Source organism: Stenotrophomonas sp. YJH_SMC_4, assembly GCF_059371575.1.
Genome location: NZ_JCAFUR010000001.1, coordinates 252,717 through 265,258, shown reverse-complemented (window position 1 = coordinate 265,258; position 12,542 = coordinate 252,717). Strand labels below are relative to the sequence as shown.

Here is a 12,542-nt window from a genome sequence, read left to right as displayed (position 1 = left end):
CATCAGCCGGCGGCCAGCACCCGGATCTGGCTGTCGGCGAACTCGACCACCTGGCCTGCGCGGATCTTGCAGGCCTTGCGCAGTTCGACTTCGCCGTCGACCCGCACCAGGCCTTCGCTGATGACCATCTTGGCTTCGCCGCCGCTGGTGACCAGGTCGGCCAGCTTGAGCAGCTGCTTGAGTTCGACGTAGTCACCGTCGAGGTCGAATTCGAGAATCTGCATGGAGCGGGGTTCCTGGGAAGAGGGGCGCAGGCCAGCGGCCGGGCCGGGAAGAGGGCGCGTATTGTGCGCCAGCACGGGGCATGACGGCACGCGCACGGAAAGCTGTACGCCTCGTTCAGGATCAATGCGGTATCATCCCGCTCTGAGCGAGTGAAATCTCCTCCGACCGAGCAGCGCCAGGGCACGCGATAAGAAGGGCGCCCAAAGCGCGGACCATCCCTTTTTTATCGCACTGCCAGGAAGACGGCAGTGCCTTCGGAGTTCCCCATGTCCCAAGATTCCCAAGCGCCGCTGCAGTTCGCGCAGCTCGGCCTGTCCGAGCCCGTGATGCAGGCGGTCACCGCCATCGGCTACGAAACCCCGTCGCCGATCCAGGCCGCCACCATCCCGGCGATGCTGGAAGGCCGCGACGTGCTGGGCCAGGCCCAGACCGGTACCGGCAAGACCGCCGCGTTCGCGCTGCCGGTACTGTCCAACATCGACCTGCAGCAGATCAAGCCGCAGGCCCTGATCCTGGCGCCGACCCGCGAACTGGCCATCCAGGTCGCCGAGGCGTTCCAGTCCTACTCGTCGAAGATCCCGGGCTTCCGCGTGCTGCCGGTGTACGGCGGCCAGCCTTACGGGCAGCAGCTGTCGGCGCTGCGCCGTGGCGTGCATATCGTGGTCGGTACCCCCGGTCGCGTGATCGACCACCTCGACCGCAGCACCCTGGACCTGTCCGAGCTGAAGACCCTGGTGCTGGACGAAGCCGATGAAATGCTGCGCATGGGCTTCATCGACGACGTCGAAGCGGTGCTGAAGAAGCTGCCGGAGCAGCGCCAGGTGGCCCTGTTCTCGGCCACCATGCCGCCGCAGATCCGCCGCATCGCGCAGACCTACCTGCAGGACCCGGTGGAAGTGACCATCGCGGCCAAGACCACCACCTCGGCCAACATCCGCCAGCGTTACTGGTGGGTGAGCGGCATGCACAAGCTGGATGCGCTGACCCGCATCCTGGAAGTCGAGCCGTTCGACGCGATGATCATCTTCGCGCGCACCAAGGCCGGCACCGAAGAACTGGCCAGCAAGCTGCAGGCCCGTGGCCTGGCCGCTGCCGCCATCAACGGCGACATGCAGCAGGCCCAGCGTGAGCGCACCATCGCCATGCTGAAGGAAGGCAAGCTGGACATCCTGGTTGCCACCGACGTGGCTGCGCGCGGCCTGGACGTGGAGCGCATCAGCCACGTGCTGAACTACGACATCCCGTACGACACCGAAAGCTACGTGCACCGCATCGGCCGTACCGGCCGTGCCGGCCGCAGCGGCGAGGCGATCCTGTTCGCCACCCCGCGCGAGAAGGGCATGCTGCGCCAGATCGAGCGCGCCACCCGCCAGCCGATCGAAGAGATGCAGCTGCCGAGCGTGGAAGCGGTCAACGACAACCGCATCAACAAGTTCACCACGCGCATCACCGAAACCCTCGGTGCCGGCGGCCTGGACTTCTACCGCCAGCTGCTGGAGCGCTTCGAGAACGAGCAGAACGTGCCGGCCATCGAGATCGCCGCCGCGCTGGCCAAGATGCTGCAGGGTGACACCCCGTTCCTGCTGCAGCCGCCGGTGCGTGCCCCGCGTGAAGAGCGCGCCCCGCGCGAGCGTTTCGACCGTGGCGACCGTCCGGAGCGTGGCGATCGCTTCGACCGCAACGAGCGTGGTCCGCGCTTCGAGCGTGGCCCGCGTCGCGACGACGCCGAAGGTGGTTTCGAGCAGCGTCCGCGCCGTGAGGTTCCGCCGCGTGGTGCACCGGAGCAGGGCATGGAGACCTACCGCATTTCGGTGGGCCACCAGCATGGCGTGAAGCCGGCCAACATCGTCGGCGCCATCGCCAACGAAGCGGGCCTGGAAAGCCGCTTCATCGGCCGCATCGACATCCACGACGACTTCTCGCTGCTGGACCTGCCGGCACAGATGCCGCCGGACGTGCTGTCGCACCTGCAGAAGGTGTGGGTGTCCGGCCAGCAGCTGCAGATGCGTGCGCTGGCTCCGGGTGAAGACACCAACCCGGCCCCGCGTCCGTTCAAGCCGCGCTTCGACAAGCGTGGCCCGGGCGGCCCGGGTGGTCCGCGTCGTGGTAGCCCGGGTGGTCCGGGTGGTCCGGGTGGCCATGGTGGCGACCGCGGCGGTGACCGCGACAGCCGCCCGCCGCGTCGTGACGGCTTCAAGCCGCGCGGCCCGCGCAGCTTCTAAGCCGCACCCGCAGCCGTCCATAACAACGCCAGCCCCCGGGCTGGCGTACAGGAAAAGGGGACGGAGGGGATTAAGTCGTAAATGGCAGGCCATGCGCTTATGCCGAAAACGACTTAATCCCCTCCGTCCCCTTTTTCGCATGGCCCACACATTGCCGGTCATAGGCTGGGCCGGTTCCAAGGCAGGTTGTCACCGCAGCACATTCGGGGGGATCCGGGATGGGTAGAAGTGGCACGGACCAGCAGAGCCGGCGGGTGCCGATGACCCGTGGGCTGGGATTGCGCTTTGCGTTGTTGACGGGCATGGCGATCGGGTTGGTCGCGTTGTCCGCGTTGATCCAGGAACTGCAGGCAGCCTCGACCGCCTGGATTGCCGGCCAGGGGTACTGGTCACGAGGGCAGCAGGATGCAACCGCTGCGCTGAGCCGCTACCTGGCGCGTGGCCATGCCCAGGACCTGGATGACGCGCGCCAGGCGCTGCGGATTCCATTGGGCGATCTGCAGGCCCGGCTGGCGCTGGAACAGGCGGTACCGGACGAGGAAAAGGCCAGGCAGGGCTTCCTGCAGGGTGGCAACGCGCGCGCCGATATCCCGCGCCTGGTGTTCTCGTTCCGCTATGCACGCGACATCGGTGCATTCCGGGAAGCAACCACGCTGTGGCGACAGACCGACGATGATCTGTTGGCCGTGCAGCGGCTGGTTGCCGAGCTGCAGTCGGGGCACGCCCAAGGCGTGCTGCCAGCGGCGGACCGCGATCGGTACCTGCAACAACTGCGTGATCTGGACCGGCGGCTGCAGGTGCAGGCGCAGGCATTTTCGCAAGCGTTGCTGCGCATGGCCACGATGGTACGGATCGCCACGCTTGTGGTCGGCGGGTTGTCGGTGCTGGCGATCAGCCTGATGGCGGTGGCCCTCGCGCGCCGCGTCGGCAAGGACCTGACCGAGCATGAAAGCCGCTTCCGTGCGGCCTTCTACCAGGCCAACGTCGGCATGCTCAAGCTCGACACCGACGGCAAGGTGATCGAAGCCAACCAGGCGATGGCCGACATCCTCGACTACCGACGCGACGTGCTGCTGCAGATGTCGCTCGGCGATCTGTTGATGGAAGGCGAACTGGTCATCGATGGCGTCGGCCGCATCGACTGGGACCGGCAGCTGCGGCCGAGCGAACTGCGCTTCTGCCGCCGCGATGGCAGCCTGGTGTGGGGGCGCTGGAGTGGCACCGGTGTGCGCAGCGCGGGAGGTGGCCTGTCGGTGTTTGCGATCATCGAGGATGTCAGCCAGAACCATGCATTGGCACGTGAGATCGAGCATCACGCCAGCCACGATCCGCTGACCGGCCTGATCAACCGCCGCGAGATCGAGCGGCTGCTGGAGCGTGCGCTGCTGCAGGTACGCAGTGATGGCGGTACGCATGCGCTGTGCTACATCAACCTGGACCACTTCAAGCTGGTCAACGACAGCTTCGGCCATGCCGCCGGTGACCAGATGCTGCGCAGTTTCGCCGACTATCTGGTGGCGGCCGTGCGTGACGGTGACTGGGTCGGCCGCCTGGGCGCCGACGAGTTCGCCGTGTTCCTCGCCCATGCCGGGCAGGACGAAGCCAAGCGGGTGCTGCAGCGGGTGATCCGCAACCTGGGCCAGGCCACGTTTCCGATCAGCGAGGGCAGCCCGCAGCTGAGCTGCAGCATCGGCGTGGTCGAGGTCAGTGCAGATGCGCCGGACGTGAACTGGTTGATGAGTGCTGCCGACAGCGCCTGCTATGCCGCCAAGCAGGCCGGGCGCAACCGCGTGCACTGCTTCAATGAGAACCGCATGGCGCTGGAGGAGCGGCGGCAGGAGGCCGAGCGCCTGCAGGGCGTCAGCCTGGCGATGGCCGAGAATCGCATGCTGCTGTATGCGCAGCGCATCGCCCGCGTGGGCGATCCGTCCTACCTGCACTACGAGGTGCTGGTGCGCATGCGTGGTACCGATGGCAGTCTGCATCTGCCCGGCCAGTTCATGCCGGCGGTGGAGCGCTATGGCATGGCAGTGGCGCTGGACCGGCACGTGCTCGGGCTGCTGTTCCGCCACCTGCAGGTGTGCCCGGCGCACGTGCGCCAGCTGGGCCTGTGCAACGTCAACGTGTCCGCGCAGTCGATCGCCGAGCCGGGATTCCTCGCCTTCGTCTGCGACCTGCTCGAGCGCAACCGCGCGCTGGCCTCCAAGTTGTGCTTCGAGATCACCGAGACCGCGGCGATCAGCAACCTCAGCCAGGCCCGCGCCTTCATCGATGCGGTGAAGGCACGGGGGTGCCGGATGGCGCTGGATGACTTCGGCTCCGGCCTGTCTTCCTTCGGCTACCTGCGCCAGTTGCCGGCGGACATCCTGAAGATCGACGGCGCCTTCGTGCGCGACATGGATACCGACCCGGTCAGCCACGCCACGGTGCGCGCGATCAGCGAGCTCGGGCGCGAGCTGCAGATGGAAGTGGTGGCCGAGTGGGTGGAGACCGCCGAGGTTGCCGGTGCGCTGACCCGGCTTGGCGTGCAAGGGCTGCAGGGCTATGCCATCGAACGGCCGCAGCCGCTGGAGCGGCTGACCCTGGTCGATCTGCGCCCGGTACGGCTGGTCGCGGTGAAGGGGCCGCCGGCGGCTGGCTGAACCGCGGGCGCCGACTTTGGTCTACACATGCGCGGCGTGCCCGGCTGCGATAATGCGCGCCAGGGGCGGCGCGCAGTGGGCGCGGACGTAAGCAGGAACAGGACGTGGCGTGGGCGGCAGGCAGTGGCGGTATGGAACAGGAGCGGTGCTGGCCGTCCTGATGGTGTGGTTGGCGTTGCCGTGGCCGCTTCAGGCTGCAGAGGCCGTGTCGGGCCATGATTATCTCCTGGTCGGCGGCGCTACCGACGAGCCGACGCCGCACCGCGCATGCACGCCGCAGATGCTGTCCGGCGCCCGCCAGCAGGTGCTGGTACCGGCTCCGCCGCAGGGCTGGTCAGGGCAACCGCAGGCGCTGGACGTGTTCAACGTCTTCGCCGGTGAAGTGCGCGTCCAGCATGGCGACCGCGAGATCTGCGGCAACATGCACGATGCGCGCACCCGCGATTCACGTTTCCGGGCTGGCATCGGCCTGGTGGCCGTGCCGCCGGCCGGCAGCCATGAGCCGTTCCTGGTCTCCTGGCAGACACCGCTGAAGGCACGTTGGGTGCCGACCCTGCGGCTGGGCGCGCCCAGCCCGGTGCAGCAGAACGACACCGCCCGCCTGCTGGTGCGCGCGGCCTGCATCGCGGTGGCGATCGCGCTGGCGCTGTCGGCGTTGATGGCCTTCCTGACCACCCGGGACCGCAGTTTCCTGGTCTACATCGCCGGCACCACCGTGATGGTGCTGTGGCAGGCCATCCTCGGCGGGCTCAGCGGTTATCCGGAACCCTGGCTGCCGGTGGGCGAGCACGGCGCCTGGTGGCTGCTGGCGCTGACCGCTGCGACCCAGGCACTGGTGCTGCCGGCGCTGTGGCGGCTGAACGGAGGCGACCGCGTGCTGCCTCGATCGCGCCCGGCCCAACTGGCGGTGTTGTGGACCCTGATGGCGCTGGCCGTGCTGGTGCCGTGGCTGCGCTCGGAGCATCTGGCCTGGGTCGCGAAGGGCTTGCAGGTGTCCTATCTGTCCGGATGTGGCCTGGCACTGATGGTCGGCGTCTGGGCACGCTGGCGCGGCGACCGTTGGGCACAGGCGGGTCTGGCCGCGCTGGCACCGATGCTGGTACTGATCATCGCCGATGCCTGTGGTGCTGCGTGGCTGCTGGAATACCGGGTGGAGGCGCTGCAGCTGGCGGTGACCTGGCTGTTGATGATGGCCGCCTATGCGTTGAACCAGCGGCTGGGCCGGCTGCGCCAGCAGCGTGATGAACTTCGCCAGCTGGCCGAGACCGATGGCCTGACCGGGCTTCCCAACCGTCGCGCCGGACTGCAGCAGCTGGCCCGCCATCTGGAACGGGTGGACCGTGAGCGCGGCCCGTTGGTGATCGGCTTCCTCGACATCGACCTGTTCAAGGACATCAACGACCGCCACGGCCACGCAGTGGGCGACCAGGTGCTGGTGGCGGTGGCGCGTGCCCTGCGCGCGGCGGTGCGCAGCCAGGACGAAGTGGTGCGGATGGGCGGCGAAGAGTTCCTGCTGCTGATGCCCGGCATGCCGCGCGAGGCGGCGTCGGCACGGCTGGACCGCCTGCGCCAGCGCATCACCGAGGCTGGCCAGGCCCTGCAGGTGCCGGGGCTGGAGGTGACCGCCAGCATCGGCCTGGCGCAGTGGCGACCGGGCGAGGACGATCTGGCCGGGCTGCTGCGGCGCGCCGACCATGCCATGTACGTGGCAAAGCGGGCGGGCCGCAACCGGGTCTTCGACGGTGAGGAGCTCGATCCGCCCGCCCTGGCATGAAGCGCAGCGGGCGGCGATGCCGGATAATGCGCCGATGACCACCCGACTCAACAAACATATCGCCGACACCGGCTTCTGCTCCCGCCGCGAGGCCGATCGCCTGATCGCCGCGCGCCGCGTTACCGTCAACGGCCATCCGGCCGGTACCGGCGCGGTGGTGGGCGAGGAAGACCAGGTGCTGGTCGACGGCCAGCCGCTGCGCGCCCGCGTGGCACGCAAGCCCGGCGCCCGCCGCCACGTCTACATCGCACTGAACAAGCCGGTAGGCGTCACCTGCACGACCGAAACTTCGGTCAAGGGCAACATCGTCGACTTCGTCGGCCACGAACAGCGCATCTTCCCGATCGGCCGCCTGGACAAGGAATCCGAGGGGTTGATCCTGATGACCAGCAACGGCGACATCGTCAACCAGATCCTGCGCGCCGAAAATGGCCACCAGAAGGAATACCTGGTGGCGGTGAACAAGCCGGTCACCGATGAGTTCCTGCGCGGCATGGCGCGCGGCGTGCGCATCCACGACCAGATGACGCTGCCGTGCAAGACCTCGCGCATCGCCAAGTTCGGCTTCCGTATCACCCTGCAGCAGGGCCTGAACCGGCAGATCCGCCTGATGGCCGCCGAATTCGGCTATCGCGTGACCCAGTTGCGCCGCGTGCGCATCGACAACATCAAGATCGGCGCGCTGAAGCCGGGCCAGTGGCGCAACCTGACCGAGCAGGAACTGCAGGGCCTGCTGCCGAAGCAGCTGGACTGGTAACGCGCGGTAGTGCCGGCCGCTGGCCGGCTGCTCCAGGCATCGAATGCGCGCGGGATGCCGGCCAGCGGCCGGCACTACCCGTTGTGCGGATTACGCGCCGGCATCAGCTAGACTTTGCAGTGACCTGCCGGAACGTGACGCTGCATGATCAAGCCCGACAAGCCTGCCAACGAAGCCCTTCGGCTCCAGGCGCTGTACCGCTACCGGATCCTTGATTCGCAGCGCGAGAAGTCATTCGACGACCTGGTGGCGATCGCCAAGGCGGTCTGCGGTACCTCGATGGCAGCGATGACCCTGATTGACGTCGAACGGCAATGGTTCAAGTCGATCCAGGGCATCGACGCGGCGGAAAACCTGCGCAGCGAATCGATGTGTGGCCACGCCATCCTGCAGCCGCACGAAATCATGGTGGTCGAGGATGCGTTGCAGGACATCCGCTTCCATGACAACCCGGTGGTGACCGGCGACCCGCACATCCGCTTCTACGCCGGTGCGCCGCTGATCAGTTCCGATGGCCTGCCGCTGGGTACGCTGTGCGTGTTCGATGCACAGCCGCAGCACCTGCCCAGCGACAAGGCCGAGGCGCTGGCCGCGCTGTCACGGCAGGTGATGCTGGTGATGGAGCTGCGTCGTTTCGCGCTCGACATCCAGAAGCACATGCTGGAACGCGATGACTACGAGCGCCTGCTGTCGGAGTACCAGGACGTGCTGCTGGCGCAGAATGCCGACCTGGCCGAACAGAGCCGAACCGATGCGCTGACCGGCCTGCCCAACCGCCGCGCGATGGCAGCGGCACTGCAAGAGGCGGTGGCGGAGATCGATGGGCAGCCGGGAGTAGCCTGCGTGGCCCTGCTGGACATCGATCATTTCAAGCACATCAATGACTTCCAGGGCCACGCCACCGGCGACCGGGTACTGGCTGAGCTGGGCGTGCTGCTGCGTTCGCATTTTGCCGGCCGTGGTATGGCCGCGCGCTATGGCGGCGAGGAGTTCGTGGCGGTGATGCCGGGCACTGATCTGCGCACGGCCGAACTGCAATGCGAGTTCCTGCGCCTGGCCGTGGCGGATCTGCCGCTGGGATTCCCGGTCACGATCAGCATTGGTGTGGCCCAGCACCAGCCCGGTGAAAGCGTGGATGAGATGCTGGCGCGCGCCGACAAGGCGCTGTACCGGGCCAAGGGCAACGGTCGCAACCGGGTGGAGCTGGCGGGCTGAAACACGGCGGTTCGCGCGTTGAACGCATGCGACGCGTGGATGACTCGATGCCGCTCCAGTAGATCCACGCCATGCGTGGATGCTCTTCCCGTTTCACTTGGCGTCGCAGCTCCTGCGATCAGAACCGGCCAGCATGACGTCCCTGTTTCCACGGATACCAGCCATGCTGCAGACCCTGGCCATCGCCCACTATCGCTCGCTGCACGGGCTGGTACTGCCGCTGCAGCCGTTGAACGTGGTCACCGGTGACAACGGCAGTGGCAAATCCAGCCTGTACCGCGCGCTGCGCCTGCTGGCGGAAACCGCCCAGGGCGGCGTCGCGGCGGTGCTGGCCCGCGAAGGCGGGCTTGGTTCGGCGCTGTGGGCCGGCCCCGAATCCATCGATCGCCGGGTTGCGGCCGGCGAGATCCCGCTGCAGGGCGGACCCCGGCAGGCGTCAGTGGGGCTGAAGCTGGGATTCACCACCGACGAGTTCGGCTATGCCATCGACCTGGGCTACCCGCCACCCAGCCGTTCCGCGTTTGCGCTGGATCCGCAGATCAAGGCGGAGGCGATCTGGGCCGGGCCGTTCCTGCGCAGCGCCAACCTGCTGGTCGATCGCCGTGGGGCAATGGTGCGCCAACGCCATGCGCACGGCTGGGATCTCGTGGATGACCGGTTGTCGCTGTTCGACAGCCTGTTCACCCAGGTCGGCGATCCGCAGCGCATGCCGGAAACCATCGCCCTGCGTGAGTACATCCGTCGCTGGCGCTTCTACGATCATTTCCGCAGCGACGCCGATGCCCCGGCGCGACAACCGGCGATGGCAACGCGCACGCCGGTGCTGCATCACGACGGGCGGGATCTGGCGGCGGCCTGGGTGACCATTCTCGAGATCGGAGATCCGGTTGCGTTGGCACGCAGTGTCGATGATGCCTTCCCCGGCGCCACGGTCGGCTTCGAAGAGCTGGACGGTCGACTGGCCCTGCGATTCCACCAGCCCGGGCTGCTGCGGCCGTTGTCGATGGCCGAATTGTCTGACGGTACCCTGCGATTCCTGCTGCTGGCCGCGGCACTGCACACGCCGCGGCCACCGCCGCTGCTGGTGCTGAACGAGCCGGAGACCAGCCTGCATCCGGACCTGCTGCCGGCGCTGGCGCGGCTGATCATCGCCGCCAGTGCGCGCAGCCAGGTGTGGGTGGTGTCACACGCCAGCCGGCTGATCGCGGCGTTGGAGCAGGCGCCGGGCTGCCACTCGCTGCATCTGCACAAGGAGCAGGGCCGCACGCTGCTGAGCGGGCAGGGCCTGCTGGATGCGCCGGCCTGGCATTGGCCGCAGCGTTGAGACATCGATCCGGATCCGGTAGATCCACGCCATGCGGGGATGCACTCAATCGGCGATGTTGCGTGCTTCGGCCGTGCCAAGGATCTCCGGGTGCTGCACCGGCTTGCGGCGGTTCAGCAGCGGATGCAGGAACACCGCGCCGACAATGATTGCCACGCCCAGGTAGAACCACGGCGTGACCTCGTGCTGCTCGCGCAGCAGCACCACCGCCAGCACCACCGCATAGACCGGCTCCAGGTTGGTCACCAACTGCACCGTATAGGCGCTCAGGTGGCGCAGTGCGACCAGGGCCAGGGCGAACGGCAGCAGCGTGCAGAACCCGGCCAGCACCAGCAGCAGGATGCCGTCATGCAGATTCGGGACCACCCACAGCGGGCTGGCCAGTGCTGGCAGCAGGTAGGGCATCAGCGGTGCCAGCAGGGTCAGGGTGAGGGTGCCGGCACCCAGCTCCAGGGCGGTGACCGTGAGCGGATCGGCGTGGCTGACCATGCGCTTGTTGAGCGAGCCGAACACCGCCACCAGCAGCGCCGATATCGCCCCGATCAAGACACCCAGGCGCATGCCGTCGGGCACGCCACCGACCACCAGCGCAACACCCGGCAGCACCGCCAGGCCGAACGCCAGTTCACGTAGCTGGAACGGCCGCTTGGCTACCCAGGGTTCGATGATCGAGGTGAACACCGGCGCCAGTGCAATGCAGGTGGCGGCCACCGAGGCATTGGCCAGTTTCACCGCGCCGTAGAAGGTCAGCCAATGCAGGGCGACCAGCGCACCGATGCCGGCGTAACCGGCCACCAGCCGCAGGGGCAGGGTGCGCAGCCCGCGCCAGACCCGCGGCAGCAGGGCCAGCATCGCCGTCACCAGCAGCATGCGCCACCACACCAGCGGCAATGCGGGCAGGGTGATCAGCTTGCCGAGGATGGCGGTGACGCCCCACAGCAGGACACAGAAGTGGATCTGCCACAGCGCTTTGCGGGTGTCGGGTGTGCTCATCCGCCTATTGTGAGGCAAGGCGAACGTCGCAGCGCTACCCGCGTGTGGGATCGCTGCCCTGGTCAACCCGCCGCTGCAGTGCCATCGCCGCCGCCGGGTTGCGTGCCTTGCCCGCGCCGATGCACAACAGGTAGACCTCGCGCGGGGTTTCCGGAGCTGGCGCGGCCAGGCAGGGCAGGTCATCCACTGGTTCACCGCGTGACCAGCGGCGTGCGCGTTCGGCCCAGCGCTGCTGCACGGGCGCCGGCAGGCCCTCGTTCAAGCGGGCCTGGCTGCGCTTGATTCGCGCATAGACGAAGCCGGCACTGACATCGCCGTGCAATGGCGCCTCGTCGCTGTCCTCGATCACCAGCGCCACGCCGTGGCGGCGGGCGGCGTCGACCAGTGCCGGGCCATGTGCCTCGGCGTTGCGGACCTCCAGCGCATGCTGCAGCGGCACCCCGTCCAGATGCTTCGGCAGCTGTGCCATCAGCCGTTCCAGTGCTTCGGCGTCGGCCGGATGCCGTGGATCGAACTGCCACAGCAGCGGGCCCAGCCGGTCACCGAGCGCGGTCGCCGCCTGCAGGAAGGGCGCGGCCGCCTCGACCGTGCTGGACAGGTCGCGGCGCTGCACCAGGTAGCGTGGCGCCTTCATCGAGAACCGGAAGCCTTCCGGCGTCTGTGCGGCCCACTGCGCGCACTGCGCCGCGGTGGGCGTGCGGTAGAAGGTGCCGTTGATTTCGATGCAACGCAGGGCACGGCTGGCATGGGCCAGTTCTTCACGCTGCGGCAGGCCCACGGGGTAGAAAACGCCGCCGCGCCATTCGGGAAACACCCAGCCACCGATGCCGCAGCGGATCGTTCCGGCGGTCACTGGCCGTGGTCCGCGCGCCACGGGTCGTAGCTGCCGAACCACCACAGGTAGCCTTCCGGGTCGGCGCAGGCATAGCCACGACCGCCGTAGTCCTGGTCGGCGATGTCGATGACGATTCGGGCACCGGCGGCCTTGGCCCGGGCGTAGTGCGCGTCGGCATCGGTGACGATCACGCAGGCACTCTGCGTCTGGCGGCCGCCGACCTCATCAGGCATCGCCGCATGCTCGCTCCACGCGCTCTGGTTGCTGGCCGAGCCCAGCATGATCATGCCGGTGCCGAAGGTCAGCTGCGCATGGAACACCGTATTGCCATCGGCGTAGACGGCCTGGGCATGGAAGCCGAAGGCGCGCTGCAGCCAGTCGATGGCAGCCTGCGCATCGCGGTAGCGCAGGCACGGAATGATGGTGGAGCCGCTGCTCGGTTGGCCGTTCTCGCCCATGACACCCCTCCTATGGCACAGGGCAGGGTGCAACGCAGAACGTTACCATCCCGCGAAACCCCGGTGACGGCCTGCACATGGCCGCCACCCCTGTTCG

10 protein-coding genes are annotated in these 12,542 nt (G+C 68.0%); 6 read left to right on the top strand and 4 right to left on the bottom strand.

Annotated features, from left to right (window positions below; translation table 11 throughout):
* Nucleotides 1-2 precede the first annotated feature (2 nt).
* The gene (locus AC5P9F_RS01330; protein ID WP_005408703.1) at nucleotides 3-224 is read right to left on the bottom strand and encodes an RNA-binding S4 domain-containing protein; all 222 of its coding nucleotides are present in this window, start codon (nucleotides 222-224) and stop codon (nucleotides 3-5) included.
* A gap of 267 nt (nucleotides 225-491) precedes the next feature.
* Between AC5P9F_RS01330 and AC5P9F_RS01325 the strand changes: the two genes are divergently transcribed.
* The 6 genes from AC5P9F_RS01325 (at nucleotide 492) to AC5P9F_RS01300 (ending at nucleotide 10,159) form a co-directional block, all read left to right on the top strand.
* Nucleotides 492-2,447 carry a DEAD/DEAH box helicase gene (locus AC5P9F_RS01325; protein WP_043034837.1) on the top strand — a complete coding sequence of 652 codons (1,956 nt, stop codon included), beginning with the start codon at nucleotides 492-494 and terminating at the stop codon, nucleotides 2,445-2,447.
* A gap of 218 nt (nucleotides 2,448-2,665) precedes the next feature.
* A complete protein-coding gene (locus AC5P9F_RS01320) occupies nucleotides 2,666-5,089 on the top strand; it encodes a putative bifunctional diguanylate cyclase/phosphodiesterase (RefSeq protein WP_005412713.1) in 2,424 nt (807 codons plus the stop codon).
* Between the two features lie 109 nt (nucleotides 5,090-5,198).
* Nucleotides 5,199-6,863 carry a sensor domain-containing diguanylate cyclase gene (locus tag AC5P9F_RS01315; protein ID WP_087803328.1) on the top strand — a complete coding sequence of 555 codons (1,665 nt, stop codon included), beginning with the start codon at nucleotides 5,199-5,201 and terminating at the stop codon, nucleotides 6,861-6,863.
* Nucleotides 6,864-6,897: 34 nt separating this feature from the next.
* Complete coding sequence (locus AC5P9F_RS01310) at nucleotides 6,898-7,620, top strand: pseudouridine synthase (RefSeq protein ID WP_005408708.1); 723 nt, start codon at nucleotides 6,898-6,900, stop codon at nucleotides 7,618-7,620.
* Nucleotides 7,621-7,764: 144 nt separating this feature from the next.
* Nucleotides 7,765-8,835, top strand: coding sequence for a sensor domain-containing diguanylate cyclase (locus tag AC5P9F_RS01305; RefSeq protein WP_495231877.1), 1,071 nt, complete (start codon nucleotides 7,765-7,767; stop codon nucleotides 8,833-8,835).
* A gap of 163 nt (nucleotides 8,836-8,998) precedes the next feature.
* On the top strand, nucleotides 8,999-10,159 hold the full coding sequence (locus tag AC5P9F_RS01300; RefSeq protein ID WP_024956273.1) for an AAA family ATPase: 1,161 nt from the start codon (nucleotides 8,999-9,001) through the stop codon (nucleotides 10,157-10,159).
* Nucleotides 10,160-10,204: 45 nt separating this feature from the next.
* On the opposite strand, the gene AC5P9F_RS01295 is transcribed toward AC5P9F_RS01300, so the two are convergent.
* Genes AC5P9F_RS01295 through AC5P9F_RS01285 form a run of 3 tightly spaced genes read right to left on the bottom strand, consistent with a single transcriptional unit; the run spans nucleotide 10,205 to nucleotide 12,445 of the window.
* Complete coding sequence (locus AC5P9F_RS01295; protein ID WP_012479593.1) at nucleotides 10,205-11,152, bottom strand: DMT family transporter; 948 nt, start codon at nucleotides 11,150-11,152, stop codon at nucleotides 10,205-10,207.
* Nucleotides 11,153-11,186: 34 nt separating this feature from the next.
* Nucleotides 11,187-12,005 carry a DUF72 domain-containing protein gene (locus AC5P9F_RS01290; protein ID WP_274850117.1) on the bottom strand — a complete coding sequence of 273 codons (819 nt, stop codon included), beginning with the start codon at nucleotides 12,003-12,005 and terminating at the stop codon, nucleotides 11,187-11,189.
* Nucleotides 12,002-12,445, bottom strand: coding sequence for a VOC family protein (locus tag AC5P9F_RS01285; protein ID WP_012479595.1), 444 nt, complete (start codon nucleotides 12,443-12,445; stop codon nucleotides 12,002-12,004). The genes AC5P9F_RS01290 and AC5P9F_RS01285 overlap by 4 nt, the downstream gene beginning before the upstream one ends.
* Between the last annotated feature and the right edge of the window lie 97 nt (nucleotides 12,446-12,542).

Bases quoted from the DNA above. Each gene is read 5' to 3' on its own strand.
- AC5P9F_RS01330 (WP_005408703.1), bottom strand. From the start codon at position 224: ATGCAGATTCTCGAATTCGACCTCGACGGTGACTACGTCGAACTCAAG.
- AC5P9F_RS01325 (WP_043034837.1), top strand. From the start codon at position 492: ATGTCCCAAGATTCCCAAGCGCCGCTGCAGTTCGCGCAGCTCGGCCTG.
- AC5P9F_RS01320 (WP_005412713.1), top strand. From the start codon at position 2,666: ATGGGTAGAAGTGGCACGGACCAGCAGAGCCGGCGGGTGCCGATGACC.
- AC5P9F_RS01310 (WP_005408708.1), top strand. From the start codon at position 6,898: ATGACCACCCGACTCAACAAACATATCGCCGACACCGGCTTCTGCTCC.
- AC5P9F_RS01305 (WP_495231877.1), top strand. From the start codon at position 7,765: ATGATCAAGCCCGACAAGCCTGCCAACGAAGCCCTTCGGCTCCAGGCG.
- AC5P9F_RS01300 (WP_024956273.1), top strand. From the start codon at position 8,999: ATGCTGCAGACCCTGGCCATCGCCCACTATCGCTCGCTGCACGGGCTG.
- AC5P9F_RS01295 (WP_012479593.1), bottom strand. From the start codon at position 11,152: ATGAGCACACCCGACACCCGCAAAGCGCTGTGGCAGATCCACTTCTGT.
- AC5P9F_RS01285 (WP_012479595.1), bottom strand. From the start codon at position 12,445: ATGGGCGAGAACGGCCAACCGAGCAGCGGCTCCACCATCATTCCGTGC.